The organism is Nostoc sp. (genome assembly GCF_036917135.1).
Lineage (GTDB): Bacteria > Cyanobacteriota > Cyanobacteriia > Cyanobacteriales > Nostocaceae > Nostoc.
This window is the reverse complement of record NZ_JBALEA010000069.1, coordinates 46,759-65,273: the sequence shown is the minus strand read 5'-3', so window position 1 is coordinate 65,273 and position 18,515 is coordinate 46,759. Positions and strand designations below refer to the sequence as shown.

Below are 18,515 nucleotides of genomic sequence, written 5' to 3'. Positions count from 1 at the left end.
ATTATTGACACAACTTTAGTATTTTAGAGGAGATTTATGACAAGTAAGCCGGAACGCGTGGTACTGATTGGAGTAGCCGGAGACTCTGGATGCGGTAAATCTACGTTTTTGCGTCGTTTGATAGATTTGTTTGGTGAAGATTTAATGACAGTCATCTGTTTGGATGATTATCACTCTCTTGATCGCAAACAGCGCAAAGAAACGGGGATAACGGCACTAGACCCCAGGGCGAACAATTTTGACCTGATGTATGAGCAAATTAAAGCGCTAAAAAGTGGTCAAGCCATTGATAAGCCGATTTACAACCACGAAACCGGCTTGATTGATCCGCCAGAGCGGGTTGAGCCGAATCATATTATAGTTGTTGAAGGGCTGCATCCTTTATATGATGAGCGGGTGCGATCGCTAATCGACTTCAGTGTTTATTTTGACATTAGTGATGAAGTCAAAATTGCCTGGAAAATTCAGCGAGATATGGCTGAACGCGGTCATCGCTACGAAGATGTCTTAGCGCAAATCAATTCCCGCAAACCTGACTTTGATAAGTTTATCGAACCACAAAGAGAATTTGCCGATGTGGTTCTTCAGGTGTTGCCCACAAACTTGATCAAAAACGACACAGAGCGTAGAGTCTTAAGGGTACGTATGCTCCAGCGCGAAGGTAAGGAAGGTTTTGAGCCAACCTACCTATTTGATGAAGGTTCAACAATTAATTGGACTCCCTGTGGACGCAAGCTGACCTGTTCTTATCCTGGTATGCAACTGTACTACGGTTCAGATGTTTACTATGGCCGCTATGTCTCAGTACTAGAGGTGGATGGTCAATTTGACAACTTGGAAGAAGTAATTTACATCGAAACCCATCTCAGCAATACATCCACTAAATACCAGGGTGAATTGACTCACTTGTTACTCCAGCACCGCGAGTATCCAGGTTCCAATAATGGTACTGGTTTCTTCCAAGTGCTTACAGGTTTGAAGATGCGTGCTGCTTATGAACGGCTAACAGCTACGGAAGCAAAGTTAGCGGTTCAGGTTTAAAGCACCAGTGTTTGTGTCAAAGCTTGTGGGGGCGCTTCTGGGTGTCCCCTTTTTTTTGTGTTATTAAATACATCTAAACTCCAAAATAATTAGCATATATTTATCTTATTTACGGTTACTTACCTTATGATTAGTGGTTTTTATCAAAATTAAGAAGATACTCACTACTGAAGTATAAATATTGTTATGATTTCATAAATTAGTAGTTGAACTAGATACCACATTTAGTCAACGAAAAAAACTCTCGATGGAGGAACTTCCTTTGTCTCGTCGATATCTATTTACCTCTGAGTCAGTTACCGAGGGTCATCCAGATAAAATCTGCGATCAGATTTCTGATACCATTCTGGATGCCTTACTGACACAAGACCCCAGCAGCCGTGTTGCCGCCGAAGTAGTAGTTAATACTGGTTTGGTGCTAATCACTGGTGAAATAACCACCAAAGCCAATGTAAATTTTGTCAATCTCGCCCGCAAGAAAATTGCCGAAATTGGCTATACCAATGCCGATAATGGCTTTTCTGCTAACAGTACCAGCGTTTTGCTGGCTATAGATGAACAATCACCCGATATTGCCCAAGGCGTTAACACCGCCCACGAAACCCGCCAGCAAGATAGTGATGAACTATTCGACAAAATTGGTGCGGGCGATCAAGGTATAATGTTCGGCTTTGCCAGCAACGAAACACCAGAACTGATGCCATTACCCATCAGTCTTGCTCACCGCATTGCTCGCCGATTGGCAGCAGTCCGCAAAACAGGCGAATTGTCATACCTCTGTCCTGACGGTAAAACCCAAGTAACTGTGGTCTACGAAGATGGACGTCCCGTAGGTATTGATACTATCCTAATTTCCACCCAGCATACAGCCACCATTGGGGAAATTACGGATGAAGCGGCGGTACAAGCCAAAATTAAACAAGACCTCTGGGCAGCAGTGGTCGAACCTGTTTTTGGCGACATTGACATTAAGCCTAACGATCAGACACGTTTTTTAGTCAACCCCACTGGCAAATTTGTCGTTGGTGGTCCTCAGGGAGATTCTGGTTTGACAGGACGGAAAATAATCGTTGACACCTACGGTGGTTACTCACGGCATGGTGGCGGCGCTTTTTCTGGCAAAGACCCCACAAAGGTAGACCGTTCTGCTGCTTATGCAGCTCGCTATGTGGCGAAAAATATTGTTGCCGCCGGGTTAGCAGAAAAAGTTGAAATCCAGTTATCCTATGCTATTGGCGTAGCGCGGCCAACAAGTATCTTAGTGGATACCTTTGGTACTGGCAAAGTGGATGAAGAAACCTTACTGGAATTAATCAACAAGCACTTTGAACTTCGTCCAGCAGGGATCATCCATACCTTCAATTTACGCAACTTACCAAGTGAACGAGGCGGACGTTTTTATCAGGACGTCGCGGCTTACGGTCATTTTGGGCGGACTGATTTAGACTTGCCTTGGGAACAGACCGATAAAGCCGAATTGTTGAAGCAAGCAGTAAACGAGTCAGTTTCGACAGTAGTTGCTCAAGCACTAACCTAGATTTAGACGGTACTGGAAAAATTTAGTTTATCTACATGAGGGTATTGGCAACTTAACAAGTTACTAATGCTCTCATTTTTTTTTAATCTGTCTGTAGATAGCTGCAATGTTGCGGGCATCATCAATGCCACGATGATGTGTGCCTTTTAATTCTATCCCCAACTCATTGAGAGCTTGTGCCATGCCAAATTTTTTAGATACGCCAAGATATTCTGAAAATTCTTCTTTAATATTTATGTGTTCTGAAGTAAAAGGATAAGGGAAATTATGAAAGGCACAATCTTGAATAAATTGCTTTTTGTCGTAATTGCCCCAAGAACAAAATATCTGATTGGGAAATAAATTAATCCATTCTTTGAAGCGAGAAATTGCCTCTAAAAATTTTGGGGCTTCGTCAACATCTTGCTGTCGAATAGTAGTCAATGCGGTGCAAAAACCTGTCAGTTGTGGATGTCTCACAGGTTGGATGAATTGCTGAAACTCTGAATCAATTTCCCACGTTGCTCTATTAAGCATCACGGCACCGATTTCAATGATTTCCATTTTGTGACGGGGAATAGTCCCACTGTCACAGCACGTAGCCTCAAGATCGATGATCAAATAATAGTGGGATATTTTTGTTTTCACTTTAGGTAATAGAGATTCGTCATTAGATTGATGAAAAAGGTTTAACCCAACGGAGTTTAATAGCCATATTAAGAGCGATGCCAGCGATCGCAAAGCATAATACACTTTCAAAAGCTAAGACCACAAAAGGCCAAATTGTGCTATGAGAATTCCATCCAAGTTCTATCTGAGTTAATCCTCGCACCAAGCCAAAGGCCAGCACACCCCCAGCTTTGAGTTGGGGATTTTGATCTGAGCGAATGATATAGCGGTAGGTAACACCAAATAGGAAACCACTAAAAGTTGCGATCGCACCACTCACCAACAAGTGCCAGTTAACATCACTTTGCAGACTTGCCAGTGTCTGAAAATATTTTCCTAGTACTAAAGTATTTAAAAGATTGGCGATCGCAAAGATAAAAAATAGGGAAAAACCTCCAACTATTCCAGCCTTGAGAGATTCTAGGCGCTCTGCCATTAATTGAGGATCTAAAGTTGCGTTCACTACTTTAATAAAGTTACTCGAACAATTGTAATTAATTAAATGCTATTATCACATGGGAATTTTGATGATAAACTCGGTTCCCACACCTGGCTGAGAATTCACATCTAATAACCCTTTGTGTTTCTCTACAACTATTTGATATGCGATTGACAAGCCAAGTCCAGTGCCTTTACCAACATTTTTGGTCGTAAACAACGGCTCAAACAAGCGTTTTTTAAGCCGTTCAGGAATCCCAACTCCATTGTCAGCAATCCTAATTACAACCAATTGTTCAGAATCTATTTCTGTTGCAATTTGAATCTGAGGAATGAGATTGCTAATTTTGCCTTGCATTATAGCGTCATCAAGGGCATCAATTGCGTTTGCTAGAATGTTCATAAATACTTGATTCATTTGCCCTAGATAGCAGTTGATCTGTGGTAGTACTCCATAACTTTTAATAACTTCAATAGTGGGGCGATCGCCATTAGCTTTGAGGCGGTGTTGCAAAATCATTAATGTACTATCTAGTCCTTGGTGCAAATCAGCAGATATTTTGGCATCAGTATCCGAGCGAGAGAAATTGCGGAGTGAATCAGAAAGGTTCTGAATTCGTTCGCTTCCTAGCTCGAGTGAGTTCAATATTTTTGGCAGATCTTCGAGAACAAAGTTCATATCCAATTTTGCAATTGCAGTGGTAATTTGAGCCGTTGGGTTTGGATACTCTTTTTCATACAGTAAAAGCAACTCGGTTACTGCTGCAATGTGTCCTTGCAAAGGTGGAATATTGCTGGAAATAAAGTTGATGGGGTTATTCATTTCATGGCCAATACCAGCGACTAACTCTCCGAGTGTTGATAGTTTCTCTTGCTGCACTAATTGGACTTGGGCTTGTTGCAAAGCCTTAGTGCGATCGCTAACTTGTTGCTCCAAAAATTCAGTCAATTGTTTGAGTTGTAAATGCACGCGGACTCTAGCAATGACTTCCTCTTGTGCAAAGGGTTTCGGGATATAGTCTACGGCACCAAGGGAAAATCCTTTCGTTTTGCTCTCCGTATCTGCTAAAGCAGTGGTGAAAATAATCGGAATGTTTTGGGTAACAGGATTGGCTTTGAGGCGGCGACAAGTTTCAAAGCCGTCAATACCGGGCATTTGTACATCCAGCAAAATCAACTCTGGTTGATTGCGTTCGGCTTGAGCGATCGCACTTTCTCCATCGACTGCAACACGAAAACGAAACCCCTCACTATTGAGCGCTTCACACAGGACAGATAAATTTGTCGGATTATCATCTACGATCAAAATAAATCCGGTATTTATATTCTTATTCATGATGGATTTCAAAGTGAAATTAAACTCCAATTAATTGATGTATTGTTCAATAAAATTTTCCAAACGTTTGAGTTGGAAATTACTAGCAAGCTGGACAATTTGCTGAACAAAAACTTTTAGCTGTCCATCAGATGCAGAAAGCTTTTCAGCGAGTTCTAAAATATTTTGAATATCGCCGTCTTGTACGAGTTCGAGTAAATTTTGTAACACGTCTTTGGCAGGATAAATCATCTCATTTTGTTGCTCAAAACCACTTGCCTCATTTTTTTTAATTGCGTCTACCTTCAGGTCAAAAATCCAGTCCAGGTGCAAAAATTGTCGTAGCATTTCCAGCAGCGTTTCCGCTTCTACAGGCTTTGGTAGAAATGCATCTGCACCTAGATCAATACTCTTATATTGATCGGCTGCAAACACACTGGCTGACGAAGCGATGACAGCAATCTTTTTAAATTGCTCAGACTGACGCAAACGACTAATCAACTCAAATCCATCTAATATAGGCATCACTAGGTCAGTGATAATCAAGTCTGGTTTGTGAATTAGAGTCTGTTGCAGTGCTTCCTGACCTTGACTAGCTTCGACAACAATAAACCCAACTGGCTCTAGTAAATTTACAATTACCGATCGGTTTTCCCATTTATCATCCGCAATCAAAATGGTACGCCTTTCTCCTTGATAACCAATAATAGTTCCTTGCTCAACCACTCTAGAAACCTTTGCCCAATCTTTAGATTCTGGCAATTCTGCCTCAAACCAGAAAGTGCTACCTTTACCAAATTCACTTTGCACCTGAATTTGACCACCCATCAACAAAACAATTTTTTGGCTGATTGCTAATCCCAAGCCTGTACCTTCAGATTGTCGTTTCTGATTTCCCACTTGCTCAAAAGGCTGGAAGATTTTATCGGCTTGTTGAGGGATTATACCTGTGCCAGTATCTATTACCTCAAAGCGAATTTTGTAGTTAATCTGTCCGTTGGTATTTGATTCTTGAGCAATGACCTGAACTTTGAATGTGACACTGCCTTGATAAGTAAATTTAATCGCATTACTAAGCAAGTTAATCAGTACTTGTCGTAAGCGTTTTTCGTCAGCATGAATGCCCGTTGGCAAATTAGGATCGAGTTGGACGTGAAAGGCGATCACCTTTTGTTCTGCACGGATGCGGCAAATTTCAGTCACGCTATCTATAAAGGCAGGCAAGTAGAAATCAACAGGATACAATTCCAGTTTCCGAGCTTCTATTTTGGAAAAATCCAGAACATCATTAATTAGGGTTAAAAGATGGGAACCACATTGGTAAATGATGCTGACTCCTTTACGTCCTTTTTCACTCAAAGATTCTGTGCGTTGGAGGATTTGTGTAAAGCCTAGAATGCCATTGAGGGGTGTACGTAGCTCATGACTCATATTGGCCAGAAATTCACTCTTGGCTTGGTTAGAGTTTTGAGCAACTTCTTCTGCAAGGCGTAGTTCTTTCTCAATGCGCTTGCGCTCTACAATCTCACTTGAAAGCGCTCTATTGATAACTTCTAGCTGGGCTGGGCTGGGTAGTGACAGAGCTTGAGGCATGAGAAAAAATAACGCAAATGCCGTATATATAGAAATAATGGCAGTTAGAGCTTTTAAGGTACCTGCAATCCAATAGTCTGGATGCCAAAGCGTCCAAATATCCATCAAGTGTCCAGTACCACAGGCAATGATAAAAGCACCAAATAACAAAAAGACTCCATTGAAAGGAACATCTTTGCGCTTGGAAATAAAGTAAATTAGTAAAAAGGGAATCGAATAATAGGCAAGAGCGATCGTGGCATCAGAAATAATGTGCAGCCAAAGTAATCCAGTTTGCCAAAGATAACAATGTCCGTGGGGAATAAAACCGTTAGATTGGAAAGGATAGTTGAAAAATGTCGGCATGATACTAGGGATTGCTGGATGTGAAATATATACTTATAACCCTAGTATTCCCAAAGCAGCAAGTGGAAAAGCGCGATCGCTACTTTTTTACATTCGTCTTTATCATTGCTTAAAGTACTAGCGTACCAAGAAAAGATGGTATATGATTTGCGACGCCGATAGCGTTCGCGCAGCGTCTCGTAGAGAAGCGGTAGCGAGTCTTCTCCCAAGGGGAGACGCCAAGGGGCGAATGAGCGTCATAGCCCGTCGTAAACATCGCCTGCCCAAATTTCAGAGAGTCCGCGTAGGCGGCCTACCCTGCGGGTTCTCCAAAAGAGTACGTTTGTGTAGCCGCGATTTCCAATCGCCCGGTGTTTCTTCCAAAAGTGGATGCTGCCGATAAAAAAATCTGAGCCTACCCAATAGACATCTCCAAAAATTAAATATGCGTTACCCAGAACCTTGTTTTGACGTAGCAGTGCTACGTCAAAACAATTCTTTTTCGGAGATGTCTAATCCCTGTATGATAAATATTAGAAGCCTTTTGTAATTATTTGAAAAGTGGGACTATGGAGATTTTGACACTAGGTTGGGTATCACTGCTAGTTGTGTTTACTTGGTCGATTGCAATGGTAGTCTGGGGACGTAACGGACTGTAGAGGTATTGTGGAAAGTCCATTTTTGAGTATTTTGGCTTTATTTGCTGTAGTGCTGCTCGTAGTAGTCACTGGTGGTATTGGTTATTTGACCCTGGCAGATTGGCGCGATCGCCGTCGTCGAGATGAAGACAAACGCACCACCCGCAGCACTACCTCCAAGCGGCGATAATTGACTCGTAGTTGAAAAATCTGATTGTAGGGACATGATAATATCGTGTCCCTACACTATTTTTTATGACATTCCCAGGAAATAATTGTTACCTTTGCGATCGCAACGGGAATGATGAGATAGAAGACTTTCAATATTTAAAGTCCCACTGGGAATGGAAAACGCCTCTACTAGTCAACCGATACAACCAAATTCAGAGCAGGGAGAATCTCATTCAGATATGACATTCTCCCTGCCTCAGAATGAGCAACAAAAAGCCTTGTCTGGAGTTATTGCCCGCATTCGGGAGTCTCTAGACATAGATGTGATCTTCAAAATTACAGTCACGGAAGTCCGCCAACTTCTGAAAAGCGATCGGGTCAGTGTGTTTCGTTTTTATCCCGAATTGGCATGGGAAGGGGAATTTATCTATGAAGATGTGGCAACAGAATGGGATTCAGCACTAGCAGCCAAACTGCGTGACCACTGCTTTAGTGAGGAGTTCGCAGGACTGTATGAGCAAGGTCGGATTAAAGCAATAGCTGATATTTATCAGGTTAATGCCAGTAATTGCTACATCCAGATTCTGGAAAGATTTCAGGTACGTGCCAACATAACTGCCCCCTTGATCAAAGGTAAAGGTTTATGGGGATTGTTGTGTATTCATCAGTGTGATGGTCCTCGGCAATGGGAAGCATCAGAAATTGAGTTTGTGCAATTAATCGCCGAACATCTGGGAGTTGCTTTACAGCAAGCAGATTACCTAGAACAAGTAAAACTACAATCGGCACAACTAGCACAAGCAAAAGCCAGAGAAAAAGCAGCCCAATGGCAGAAAACCATCGCCATCACCATTGAGAAAATTCGTCAGTCTCTAGACTTGAAAAACATTTTCCACACAACCACCGGAGAACTTAGACAGCTGCTAAATGCTGACCGCGTGGCTATTTATCGCTTCAATCCCGATTGGAGTGGTGAATTCGTCTTTGAATCAGTGGCAGAGGGCTGGATCTCCCTGATGGAACAGCAGTTACAGCGACCGGAATTGCTGGAGAACGTCAGCGAATGCAGTGCCAAAGATTTAGCTAAACCCCCAGTTGCTGATACCTACTTACAAGATACAGAAGGTGGTAGCTTTAGCCACTGTCAAGTATACCGTGTTTGTAATGATATTCACAGTGCAGGCTTTAGCGACTGCTACATTAAAATCTTAGAGATATATCAAGCAAGAGCTTATGTGATCATTGCCATTTATCACGGTGAGAAGCTCTGGGGCTTGATAGCAGTTTACCAGAATGCCAGAACCCGTGATTGGCAAAAAGATGAGATTTACTTGCTGACCCAAGTGGGCACACAACTAGGTGTGGCTTTGCAGCAAGCAGAATTTATCCAACAAATGCAGATCCAAGCAGCAGAGATCAGCAAAGCTGCTGAAAGGCAAAGGGCGTTGGCGAACACCGTAGAAAAAATTCGTCAGTCACTTGATATTGAAGCCATTTTTAAAACTACTACTCAAGAAGTTCGTCGGCTATTAGAAGTGGAACGAGTCGCAATTTATCGCTTCTATCCTGATTGGAGTGGTGAATTTGTGGCTGATTCTATTGTTGATGGCTGGACACCAATGGTTAAACCGCAGCCGATCACCGAACGCATTCTTATGCAGGGAACAAAAGCGGGTAAGTATCCACGTAATGAAGTTTTTGTCCCAATTTCTCAGGGCGAAAAGCTCTGGGGATTACTAGTAGTTTATCAAAATTCCCAGCCCCGTTATTGGCAAGATGAGGAAATCAACTTGTTAGCACAAGTTGGCGTCCAATTGGGGGTAGCATTACAGCAAGCTGAGTCCTTGAAACAAATGCAGGTGCAAGCCCAAAAACTGGCTAAAGCCGCCGAACGAGAACGGAAAGCAGCCCAAAGGGAGAAGGCTTTAGCCGCAACGGTGGAGAAAATTCGCCAGTCTCTTGATATTGATACTATCTTTGCTACAAGTACAGAAGAAGTCCGGCGGCTATTGGAAGTTGACCGAGTGACAATCTATCGATTTGGGCTTGATTGGAGTGGCGAATTTGTTGCTGAGTCTTTAGCCCAAGGTTGGAGACCAGTAAAGGAAATTGTACCGATAGTTGCAGATGATTACTTGCAAGAAACCCAAGGCGGAAACTTTGCTAATGGTAAAAATCTTGTTATTAAAGATATTTATAGTGCCAATTATTCTATCTGTCATATTGCCCTGCTTGAGCTAATGGAGGCTAGGGCATATATGATTGTGCCGATTTTTCAGGGTGAGAAACTCTGGGGATTACTAGCAGCTTATCAAAATATCAAACCCCGTGATTGGCAAGAAGATGAGGTAGATTTGCTGATGCAGATTGGTACTCAGTTAGGGGTAGGACTTCAGCAGGCAGAATTACTCGAACAAACTCAACGTCAAAAACAAGAAATCACCCAGACTCTTAAAGAATTACAGTACACTCAGAGCCAGTTAATTCAAAGTGAGAAAATGGCAGGTTTAGGGCAGTTAGTTGCTGGTGTAGCACATGAAATTAATAACCCCATTAGTTTCATTTACGGTAATATGACTTATGTTACTGAACATACCGATAATTTATTTAAATTACTCCGTCTCTATCAAAAACAGTATCCCAAACTAACAGGAGAAATTCAAAAGCAAGTAGCAGCATTAGATTTAGATTTTATTGCTGATGACTTGCCCAAAATTCTGACTTCAATGAAAATGGGGGCAGAGCGCATCTCTCAATTAGTCTTGTCATTACGAATTTTTTCTCGACTTGACGAAGCAGGAATAAAGGCCATTGACCTTCATCAAGGTATCGACAGTACCTTGCTAATTTTACAACATCGACTGCAATCACAGACTAATTCTTTTGCGATTGAGGTAGTTAAGCAATATGGTGAATTGCCCCCAGTAGTCTGCTATGCAGCCCAGATGAATCAAGTATTTATGAATATTCTTAACAATGCGATCGATGCACTGGAAAACTCAGCAACTAATGGAAAAATAATTGATAATCCTAAAATTTGGATTCGGACAGCATTCATAGAAGGGAATACTATTCTGATTTGGATTGCTGACAATGGTTGTGGGATTCCAGAGATTGTGCGATCGCGCATTTTTGAACCTTTCTTTACCACTAAACAACCTGGTCAAGGTATTGGCTTGGGGTTATCTATTAGCTACCAAATTGTTGTCGAAAAACACGGTGGTAATATCAAGTGTGTTTCTGAACCTGGTAAAGGCTGTGAGTTCTGGATAGAAATTCCGATGAAACGAACAGTTAGTTAATAAAAAATCAGGCTATCACTGTTTGTAATACCCTTTTAAGCGACCTTACAAACGGTCGGTTTTGGAAGTGCTTCCCCCGTGGCTTCATAAGCCATTATCAGTGACTCCAATGCTTTAGTACCATTTGCCACAGCTCCCTCATAAGTATCGCCATGCGTCCGAAAAGGCTTTTATCGCTAATTGACTTAACGAAAGAATACGGCTCAGTTTTCAACTGAAAGATTAATGCGATCGCAAAGTGACTCGGTAGGAGTATCGCGTTTGAAGAAAAAGCAAGCGATGCCTTCTCTACGAAAGGCAGGCAACTCTTGCAGAGGCTACGCCAACGCCTACGGTCTTTTTAACCAACCTTATTAGGCTCAGAGAAGACAGTAAAGATATTTATCGATATTTTCCTAAGTAAGTCAAATTCGTTATTTTGTGGAATTGTGCGATCGCACTGTGGAGATTTTGCAGGCGAAATTAACACTAGCAGCAGTGACAGCTATTGCAGATTATGCACCTGGTAGTGAATTAGATATATTCTCTGACTTACAGGGAGAAGACTTTTGCCATTATCCAGATGAAGACTTCTATAACTCAGGGACTTAGGAGACAAAAAATGACCATATAGCTACAACTGAAACCAGAAATAGAGGCTCGTCTCATTGCTGAAGCTACTGCACAAGGGTTATCAGTAAAAGCTGATCTTGCATCTCTGATTGAAAACAGTTTAATCAGCCATGAGCGCACTAGCTACGGGATTTTGCTGTTGCAGATATTCTCGCCAATTCAGACGATTTAACTGGATGACATCATAGTTAAACTGCAAGACAATTTTATGTGGAAATGCTACTTGATGAAAATTTGTTTCAGCTTTTTTGGGGCGATTCTAAGAAAATAAGGCGATGGGATACACTGGCAAAGCGTATTTTTCATACAATCTAGCGAAGTAGCGATACATCCGCAAATCAAAAGCTTCTTGATAATAAGCTTGATGTTCTAGATGTATTATGAAAAACGATTCTTGCTCTCTAAATCTCGCTTTTACTACTAAGTCAGTTTCATATTTTTCTCCAGCAGCAACATCTGTAAATATCTCTTTATCAATGAAAGAGATCGTATCCCGTTCCAGATAAGCTGTTATTTGTGGGAAGAATAACTCGATGAATTCCCAGAAGAAGGTTGTTAACAGTTCTTTGAATAGGCGATCGTGGTCTATCATGTCAAATTTATATCATGTTTTGATCAGCGATGCCTTATTAATCATAATCGCACGGTGGAGTTTTTGCAGGCGATGCCAACGGCTGGCTTCGCCTACGCTTTTTTAACGAACCTTATTAGGCGCAGAGAACACAGAGGAATGAGAGGGCGATCGCTCTTTGGGAGTTTTCGATATCGCTTTTTCCTTTCGCCCAAAATCGCAGGGAAGCGATCGCCTACTCCAAATCTTCTATACTTGTACTATGTAAAGGTAATCAAATTCTCTATGATTACAAACACTAATACCCAAATGAAAACCAATCAATACCCATTTGCTCAAGAATTAATCACAGATACTCAAGGTAATATTCGTAAAGTAATTATCGATTTTCAAGACTATCTACGCTTATTAGAAGTAATTGAAGATGAAGGATTGATATTAGCAATCAAAGAAGTACAACAAGAAATACCATTAAATATTAATGAAGCATTAGCCGAATTAGAAAGAGAGTGAATACCCAGTATCTATCCAGCTTTATTAAAGATTTAAAAGCACTCAAAAATACACCTTACTATGAGACAATTAAAGTACTTGCTTTTGAAGAAATACCACAAATAGCTAACTTTGGCGAAATTACTAATATCAAAAAGCTGCAAGGATATGATGATATTTATCGTATTCGTATAGGTGATTACCGTATCGGGATTATATTTGACGGTGAAACAGTAATATTTCAGCGCGTGTTACATCGCAAAGATATTTATCGCTATTTTCCAAAGTAAGTCAAATTAGTTATTTTGTAGAATTGTGCGATCGCACTTTGGCAGTTTTGACGATCGCTCTTTTTAACGAACCTTATTAGACGCAGAGGACACAGAGGGGCGATCGCGTTTGTTATGAAAGTACAATTAGGCTATGGCTATATTACTCTAATTCTAAAAATAGTGACTCCAAATCTCTATATCCACTCATGACACGGGTAATATCAATTCCATCTTCTCTGGGATAGTATAAGATGATATATTCTTCAATGTTAAATCCCCGTAGATTGGGAGATAATTGCTCATAACTCTTCCCCATGTTGGGAAATCCAGCAACTAATTTGCATTTCTGGCGAATTGCATCAAAAAGTTTACTAGCAGCACTAGGACTATTCTGAGCAATATACTCACAAATAGTATTTAAATCTTTGACTGCTTCATCAGAAAAAGAGTAGTTACTCATTTTTGAGACTCAGCAATTTTATTGATTTTTTCTTGTAATTGAGCAAATACTATCTCACCATCTGTAACCTCGCCTCTTGCAATTTGTTCCTTTCCAATCACTATTTTTCCCCGAAGTTCTTCCAAACGTTGTTCTCGTGCTTGTAGCAATTTCAATGCATCGTTCATCAATTCTTCTGCATTAGCATATCTCCCAGTTTGAATTTGGGATTGAATAAACTGCTCATGCTCAGGTTTAAGGGAAATATTCATAAGAAATAACTCTACTAAATTTACTATATTCAAATTTTATCGCTAATTGACTTGATGAACGAATACGGCTCAGTTTTCAACTGAAAGATTAATGCGATGCCTTCGGCGGGCTTCGCCTACGCACTGTAGAGTTTTGACGATCGCTCTTTTTAACGAACCTTATTAGGCGCAGAGGACACAGAGGAAGGAGAGGGCGATCGCATGGTGGAGTTTTGCAGGCGATCGCACGCTGCTTCTTGATAATTTACTAACATAAATATGTAATACTAAGAGAAAATTTAATTGATTTAAAGAATATATTCTGTCAATGGATAAAATAGATGAAGGCGAATTTGCTATATACATTGATGATTCTGGAAGTCCAAAGCCTGATCCCAAAGACCAATATCCCTTCTTTGCTATGGGTGGCGTTTTAATCAAAAGGAACGATGAGCAAATAATTAAACAATTAGTATCAGAGTTTAAAAGTCGTTGGTCAATTCCTCAAGAACAACCCTTGCACGGTAATGAAATACGATCTCGTAAAAAAGGCTTTGCTTGGTTAGGTAAACTTCAAAAACCAGAGCAAGATAGATTTTTGGAAGACTTGACACTTACTATTATTAGTTGTCCAATAATTGTTCATGCCTGCGTAGTGTCTCGTCAAGGATATCTCAATCGTTATCTTGAAAAGTATGGTGAGGAAACCTGGGAGATGATGAGAAGTGCATTCTCTATTGTAGTTGAACGTAGTGCCAAGTATGCTGAGATGAATAATGGTAGTCTAATGGTTTATTTTGAAGCCGCAGGCAAAAACGAAGATACTTTACTTAAGCAATATTTTCATGATTTAAGAGCAAAAGGACATCCTTTTGATGCTAGTAGGTCGGATAAATATTCACCTTTATCTGCTGAAGATTTATCAAACACATTACGTGGGATAGACAGTAAGACGAAGGCAAACGCAATTATGCAGATTGCTGATTTATGTTTGTATCCCATCGTTCGTAGCAAGGACAATCCCGATAATCAAGCATTTTTATCCCTCAAGAATGCTAATCTACTTGTGGATTGTTGCTTGGCACAGAATCAGATTAATACGTTAGGAATTAAATACTATTGCTTTGACAACCCCTAAAAACAACAAAACCGCCTTGTTAGCGGTTTGTGATGCGGCAGTCATACGACTACCCCTAGGCTATGCCTAATTACTATAATATCTTCTAACTTGCTGATTGTCAACTCAGAATCACTTAATGGAGATTTGAAAGTGTGATCGCTTCTAGTTTTTGTGTTGGTCTAGCTAGATTAGCTAAATAGTGAATGAGATGAACCAAATAGTGATTTGTGTGGTTGATTAATTCTTTTTTCTGTATACAATGCTGCTAAGTGCATAGAATGCAGTATCATTTCATATTGGCTCAGTTTTCTTTCATCTTCTTCGGCTAATTGTTCGCTTCTTCTTTGAGTTTCTTGTTCTAGTTTTTGTGTTGGTGTAGCTGGATTAGATGAGCCAAATAGTGAATTGTGTGGTTGATTCATTGTTGCTCCTGTATATAATGTTGCTAAGTAAATATGATTGTTACTCATTTAATAAAAAACCTCTTCTAGTAAATCGTTAAGACTTTTATTATAGAAATTTTATATAGAAGAATTACGGTATTAAGATTATTTTTTAGTAAAAAAACTTGCCCTGGTAATAATAACACCCCCAAGGCAAGCCAACTCTCTAAATTCTTTCTTTACTTCGCGCCCTTCGCGCCTTTGCGGTTCGTTTCTCTTAAAGTTGCTTCACTTCCGAAACCAACTTCGCCACCATATCCTTCGCACTACCAAAAAGCATCGTCGTTTTATCCTTGTAGAATAACTCATTATCTACACCGGCAAAACCCGTACTCATCCCGCGCTTAATTACAATCGTCTGCTTCGCCCGATCAACTTCCAAAATCGGCATACCATAAATCGGGCTATTTTTATCACTCCGCGCCGCCGGATTTACCACATCATTTGCCCCAATTACTAAAGCCACATCCGCTTGATCAAACTGGGGATTAATATCATCCATGTCATACAACTGCGTATAAGGCACATTTGCCTCCGCCAGCAACACATTCATGTGTCCCGGCATTCTACCAGCAACGGGGTGAATGGCATACTTGACATCAACGCCCATTTTTTCTAACTGATCTGACAATTCGCGGACGCTATGTTGCGCTTGGGCAACTGCCATACCATAACCAGGTACAATCACCACAGAACGGGCATAACCCAACATCATCGCCCCTTCTTCAGGATCGATGCTGCGGACGGATTGATCGGTTGCACCACCACTAGCAGCACCACCACCAGAACTAGAACCTGTACCAAAAGCGCTGAACAGCACACTAAATAAGGAGCGGTTCATCGCCTTACACATAATTTCGGTGAGGATTAAGCCAGATGCTCCCACCAAAGCACCAGCGATGATTAACATATTGTTCATCACCACGAACCCAGCCGCCGCCGCCGCCACACCTGACAACGAGTTCAACAGCGAGATTACTACTGGCATATCGCCGCCGCCAATGGGGATGACGAACATCACACCCAACACTAAAGAAACACCAACCACTCCCAAGAATATGGGTAAGCTATCTGGTGTGATGATTAAGTAGGCACTACCTACTATATAAGCACCCAGGAGCAAGAGGTTAAATGGTTGCTGGAATGGAAATGTAATCGGGGAACCGCTAATTAAACCTTGCAATTTGGCAAAGGCTAAAAAACTACCCGTGAAGGTAACACCACCGATTAACACATCCAACAGCATGGAAATGTTGACATCTAGGGGTATCGGCTGAGAACTATCTAATAACCGCCAGAATTCGGCAACGGCTACTAGCGCCGAAGCCGCACCGCCCAAACCGTTAAGTAAACCCACCATTTGGGGCATTTCGGTCATTTGGACTTTGTAGGCAACGATCGCACCAATCAACGATCCAATCGCCAAGCCCAACAATATCATCTCGTAGTTCAACACGTGTTGATCTAACATTGTCGCCACAATTGCCAGCAACATCCCCACAGCCGCTACAATATTACCGTTTCTCGCTGTAGCAGGCGATCCCAGCTTTTTCAAGCCCAGAATGAATAACGATGCAGCGACTAAGTACGTCAGCTGAATGCCAGTTGGTAAAAAGTCGCTCACGCCTTAATCTCCTTCTTCTTGAACATTTGCAACATTCTGTCTGTCACTAAAAAACCACCCACAACGTTGATTGTTGCCAGTATCACAGCAATCAAACCGAGAATTACTGACACACTTGTGTCTCTCGCACCAGCAGCAACTATTGCTCCCAGTACCGCAATTCCCGAAATCGCGTTTGAGCCTGACATTAACGGCGTGTGTAGAGTCGGTGGTATTTTGTTGATGACTTCAAAACCGATAAAAGATGCCAAAACAAATACAAACAAAGCAGCAAGTAATGCCTCAGTCATGAAATCAAAACTCCTTGTATAAATGGGCATTGGGCATTGGGAAGAATTTACTCCCTCACTCCCTCATCTCCCTAATTAACCGCCGGTTGTTGAGTATTCAAAGCTTGTAGCGCATCCCGCACTCGTTGATTCCGAATTTCACCTGCATGGGTAACGCAAGCTGCATCAACGATGTCGTCGCTAAAGTCCACCTGCAAAGCTTTATCTTTAATTAGCAATTGCATCAACGATGTTACGTTCTTGGCATACAATTGGCTGGCATGAATTGGCATCGATGATGGGAGATTGATGGGGCCGATAATTGTCACACCGTTCCACACAATATCTTTACCGGGTTCGGTGCAGGCGCAGTTACCACCCTGTTCGGCAGCCAAATCCACAATTACTGAACCGGGTTTCATCTGTGCCACCATTTCTTCTGTAACTAGCCGTGGCGCTTGTCTCCCAGGAACTTGAGCAGTAGTAATCACCACATCAGAATTTTTGACGTGTTCGGCAACAACTTCTTGGGTACGTTGTTTACTAGCCTCAGAAATTTCCTTGGCGTAACCACCTGCGGCGACGGTTTCTTCTTCTAATTTGACTTCAACGAATTTTGCCCCTAAGCTTTGCACTTCTTCTTTGACGGCGGGACGGATATCAAAGGCTTCTACCACTGCACCCAAACGTCTAGCGGTGGCGATCGCTTGCAATCCGGCTACACCCGCGCCCATAATAAATACTTTCGCTGGAGCGATCGTACCTGCGGCTGTGGTTAACATCGGGAAATATTTCGGTAATGCAGCTGCGGCAATTAATACAGCCTTGTAACCTGCTAATGAAGCTTGCGAAGACAAAGCATCCATACTTTGTGCCCTAGTGGTACGGGGAATCATTTCCATACTCAAGGCTGTGACTTTCCGATTTGCCAATTGCTGCGCCACTAAGGGATTTCCCAAGGGATTGAGGAAGCTAACTAAAACAGCCCCTTCCTTTAACAAGTCAATTTCTGAGCGTCCATCTTCTCGTTCTTGCGGTGGGCTGACTTTCAGCAAGATATCTGTTTCACCCCATAATTTGGCAGTATCGCTGATGATTGTGGCTCCTGCTGCTTCATAAGCAGAATCACTAAAAAAAGCTCCCTCTCCAGCACCCGCTTCTACCCAGACTTCCAAGCCTTGTTTTACCAATCGGGCAACGGTGTCAGGAATTAATGCCACACGACGTTCACAAACTTCAATTTCTTTAGCAACTGCTATTCTCATGAAATCTCCTGAAGATAAATACTTAATCTCTGCTAAGTAAGCGATTGTCTAGATGATAGTATCCCGCACTCATGGTACTTAGGCAGCAATATCAGCCACGACTTTTACTAGTAGATTGAACCTTGAAATTTTCCTCTCCAACTCTTGGCT

Annotated in this window: 21 protein-coding genes and 1 pseudogene; 9 read left to right on the top strand and 13 right to left on the bottom strand. The window is 41.6% G+C overall.

Annotated features, from left to right (window positions below; translation table 11 throughout):
- The first annotated feature begins 36 nt into the window (after positions 1–36).
- Both V7K50_RS20650 and metK read left to right on the top strand, forming a co-directional pair.
- Positions 37–1,041 (top strand): phosphoribulokinase, encoded by a 1,005-nt coding sequence (locus tag V7K50_RS20650; protein ID WP_334864145.1) that lies wholly within the window; start codon positions 37–39, stop codon positions 1,039–1,041.
- A 262-nt stretch (positions 1,042–1,303) separates the two neighbouring features.
- The gene (metK, locus tag V7K50_RS20645) at positions 1,304–2,578 is read left to right on the top strand and encodes a methionine adenosyltransferase (RefSeq protein ID WP_334963231.1); all 1,275 of its coding nucleotides are present in this window, start codon (positions 1,304–1,306) and stop codon (positions 2,576–2,578) included.
- Between the two features lie 72 nt (positions 2,579–2,650).
- Here metK and V7K50_RS20640 read toward each other — a convergent pair whose 3' ends face one another.
- The 5 genes from V7K50_RS20640 to V7K50_RS20620 all read right to left on the bottom strand — a co-directional run bounded on the left by V7K50_RS20640 (position 2,651) and on the right by V7K50_RS20620 (position 7,126).
- Complete coding sequence (locus V7K50_RS20640; protein ID WP_334963499.1) at positions 2,651–3,193, bottom strand: 3'-5' exonuclease; 543 nt, start codon at positions 3,191–3,193, stop codon at positions 2,651–2,653.
- A gap of 34 nt (positions 3,194–3,227) precedes the next feature.
- Entirely contained in the window at positions 3,228–3,662 is a 435-nt protein-coding gene (locus V7K50_RS20635; RefSeq protein WP_334963497.1) for a hypothetical protein, read from the bottom strand.
- 75 nt (positions 3,663–3,737) lie between these two features.
- On the bottom strand, positions 3,738–5,000 hold the full coding sequence (locus tag V7K50_RS20630) for a hybrid sensor histidine kinase/response regulator (protein WP_334963229.1): 1,263 nt from the start codon (positions 4,998–5,000) through the stop codon (positions 3,738–3,740).
- Positions 5,001–5,030: 30 nt separating this feature from the next.
- Positions 5,031–6,917, bottom strand: coding sequence for an ATP-binding protein (locus tag V7K50_RS20625; RefSeq protein WP_334963227.1), 1,887 nt, complete (start codon positions 6,915–6,917; stop codon positions 5,031–5,033).
- Between the two features lie 41 nt (positions 6,918–6,958).
- The gene (locus tag V7K50_RS20620; protein ID WP_334963225.1) at positions 6,959–7,126 is read right to left on the bottom strand and encodes a hypothetical protein; all 168 of its coding nucleotides are present in this window, start codon (positions 7,124–7,126) and stop codon (positions 6,959–6,961) included.
- Between the two features lie 339 nt (positions 7,127–7,465).
- On the opposite strand from V7K50_RS20620, the gene petN reads away from it, so the two are divergent.
- The 3 genes from petN (at position 7,466) to V7K50_RS20605 (ending at position 11,007) form a co-directional block, all read left to right on the top strand.
- Entirely contained in the window at positions 7,466–7,555 is a 90-nt protein-coding gene (petN, locus tag V7K50_RS20615; protein ID WP_012408302.1) for a cytochrome b6-f complex subunit PetN, read from the top strand.
- Positions 7,556–7,562: 7 nt separating this feature from the next.
- Positions 7,563–7,724 carry a hypothetical protein gene (locus V7K50_RS20610; RefSeq protein ID WP_334963223.1) on the top strand — a complete coding sequence of 54 codons (162 nt, stop codon included), beginning with the start codon at positions 7,563–7,565 and terminating at the stop codon, positions 7,722–7,724.
- 154 nt (positions 7,725–7,878) lie between these two features.
- Complete coding sequence (locus V7K50_RS20605) at positions 7,879–11,007, top strand: GAF domain-containing protein (RefSeq protein ID WP_334963221.1); 3,129 nt, start codon at positions 7,879–7,881, stop codon at positions 11,005–11,007.
- A gap of 35 nt (positions 11,008–11,042) precedes the next feature.
- Here V7K50_RS20605 and V7K50_RS20600 read toward each other — a convergent pair.
- Positions 11,043–11,171, bottom strand: a pseudogene (locus V7K50_RS20600) (type II toxin-antitoxin system HicB family antitoxin); the annotation flags it as partial.
- A 256-nt stretch (positions 11,172–11,427) separates the two neighbouring features.
- On the opposite strand from V7K50_RS20600, the gene V7K50_RS20595 reads away from it, so the two are divergent.
- The gene (locus V7K50_RS20595; RefSeq protein ID WP_334963219.1) at positions 11,428–11,598 is read left to right on the top strand and encodes a hypothetical protein; all 171 of its coding nucleotides are present in this window, start codon (positions 11,428–11,430) and stop codon (positions 11,596–11,598) included.
- A 280-nt stretch (positions 11,599–11,878) separates the two neighbouring features.
- Here V7K50_RS20595 and V7K50_RS20590 read toward each other — a convergent pair whose 3' ends face one another.
- On the bottom strand, positions 11,879–12,211 hold the full coding sequence (locus tag V7K50_RS20590) for an Rpn family recombination-promoting nuclease/putative transposase (protein ID WP_334963217.1): 333 nt from the start codon (positions 12,209–12,211) through the stop codon (positions 11,879–11,881).
- Between the two features lie 54 nt (positions 12,212–12,265).
- Between V7K50_RS20590 and V7K50_RS20585 the strand changes: the two genes are divergently transcribed.
- Positions 12,266–12,703: a hypothetical protein gene (locus V7K50_RS20585; RefSeq protein WP_334963215.1), complete on the top strand. Its 438-nt coding sequence runs from the start codon at positions 12,266–12,268 to the stop codon at positions 12,701–12,703.
- The gene (locus V7K50_RS20580) at positions 12,700–12,972 is read left to right on the top strand and encodes a type II toxin-antitoxin system RelE family toxin (protein WP_334963213.1); all 273 of its coding nucleotides are present in this window, start codon (positions 12,700–12,702) and stop codon (positions 12,970–12,972) included. The genes V7K50_RS20585 and V7K50_RS20580 overlap by 4 nt, the downstream gene beginning before the upstream one ends.
- Before the next feature lie 142 nt (positions 12,973–13,114).
- On the opposite strand, the gene V7K50_RS20575 is transcribed toward V7K50_RS20580, so the two are convergent.
- Entirely contained in the window at positions 13,115–13,414 is a 300-nt protein-coding gene (locus V7K50_RS20575; RefSeq protein ID WP_118166674.1) for a type II toxin-antitoxin system RelE/ParE family toxin, read from the bottom strand.
- Entirely contained in the window at positions 13,411–13,665 is a 255-nt protein-coding gene (locus tag V7K50_RS20570) for a type II toxin-antitoxin system ParD family antitoxin (RefSeq protein WP_334963209.1), read from the bottom strand. The genes V7K50_RS20575 and V7K50_RS20570 overlap by 4 nt, the downstream gene beginning before the upstream one ends.
- A gap of 307 nt (positions 13,666–13,972) precedes the next feature.
- Between V7K50_RS20570 and V7K50_RS20565 the strand changes: the two genes are divergently transcribed.
- On the top strand, positions 13,973–14,782 hold the full coding sequence (locus tag V7K50_RS20565) for a DUF3800 domain-containing protein (protein WP_334963207.1): 810 nt from the start codon (positions 13,973–13,975) through the stop codon (positions 14,780–14,782).
- Between the two features lie 170 nt (positions 14,783–14,952).
- Here V7K50_RS20565 and V7K50_RS20560 read toward each other — a convergent pair whose 3' ends face one another.
- The 4 genes from V7K50_RS20560 to V7K50_RS20545 form a co-directional block, all read right to left on the bottom strand.
- The gene (locus V7K50_RS20560; RefSeq protein ID WP_334963205.1) at positions 14,953–15,186 is read right to left on the bottom strand and encodes a hypothetical protein; all 234 of its coding nucleotides are present in this window, start codon (positions 15,184–15,186) and stop codon (positions 14,953–14,955) included.
- A gap of 238 nt (positions 15,187–15,424) precedes the next feature.
- A complete protein-coding gene (locus V7K50_RS20555; protein WP_334963203.1) occupies positions 15,425–16,831 on the bottom strand; it encodes an NAD(P)(+) transhydrogenase (Re/Si-specific) subunit beta in 1,407 nt (468 codons plus the stop codon).
- Positions 16,828–17,121, bottom strand: coding sequence for an NAD(P) transhydrogenase subunit alpha (locus V7K50_RS20550; RefSeq protein WP_190889745.1), 294 nt, complete (start codon positions 17,119–17,121; stop codon positions 16,828–16,830). The genes V7K50_RS20555 and V7K50_RS20550 overlap by 4 nt, the downstream gene beginning before the upstream one ends.
- Before the next feature lie 71 nt (positions 17,122–17,192).
- On the bottom strand, positions 17,193–18,365 hold the full coding sequence (locus V7K50_RS20545) for a Re/Si-specific NAD(P)(+) transhydrogenase subunit alpha (protein ID WP_334963198.1): 1,173 nt from the start codon (positions 18,363–18,365) through the stop codon (positions 17,193–17,195).
- Positions 18,366–18,515: the final 150 nt, after the last annotated feature.

Coding starts and splice junctions, on each gene's coding strand:
- V7K50_RS20635 (WP_334963497.1), bottom strand. CDS start 3,662: ATGGCAGAGCGCCTAGAATCTCTCAAGGCTGGAATAGTTGGAGGTTTT.
- V7K50_RS20605 (WP_334963221.1), top strand. CDS start 7,879: ATGGAAAACGCCTCTACTAGTCAACCGATACAACCAAATTCAGAGCAG.
- V7K50_RS20570 (WP_334963209.1), bottom strand. CDS start 13,665: ATGAATATTTCCCTTAAACCTGAGCATGAGCAGTTTATTCAATCCCAA.
- V7K50_RS20630 (WP_334963229.1), bottom strand. CDS start 5,000: ATGAATAAGAATATAAATACCGGATTTATTTTGATCGTAGATGATAAT.
- petN (WP_012408302.1), top strand. CDS start 7,466: ATGGAGATTTTGACACTAGGTTGGGTATCACTGCTAGTTGTGTTTACT.
- V7K50_RS20650 (WP_334864145.1), top strand. CDS start 37: ATGACAAGTAAGCCGGAACGCGTGGTACTGATTGGAGTAGCCGGAGAC.
- V7K50_RS20545 (WP_334963198.1), bottom strand. CDS start 18,365: ATGAGAATAGCAGTTGCTAAAGAAATTGAAGTTTGTGAACGTCGTGTG.
- V7K50_RS20560 (WP_334963205.1), bottom strand. CDS start 15,186: ATGAATCAACCACACAATTCACTATTTGGCTCATCTAATCCAGCTACA.
- V7K50_RS20550 (WP_190889745.1), bottom strand. CDS start 17,121: ATGACTGAGGCATTACTTGCTGCTTTGTTTGTATTTGTTTTGGCATCT.
- V7K50_RS20565 (WP_334963207.1), top strand. CDS start 13,973: ATGGATAAAATAGATGAAGGCGAATTTGCTATATACATTGATGATTCT.
- V7K50_RS20590 (WP_334963217.1), bottom strand. CDS start 12,211: ATGATAGACCACGATCGCCTATTCAAAGAACTGTTAACAACCTTCTTC.
- V7K50_RS20625 (WP_334963227.1), bottom strand. CDS start 6,917: ATGCCGACATTTTTCAACTATCCTTTCCAATCTAACGGTTTTATTCCC.
- V7K50_RS20575 (WP_118166674.1), bottom strand. CDS start 13,414: ATGAGTAACTACTCTTTTTCTGATGAAGCAGTCAAAGATTTAAATACT.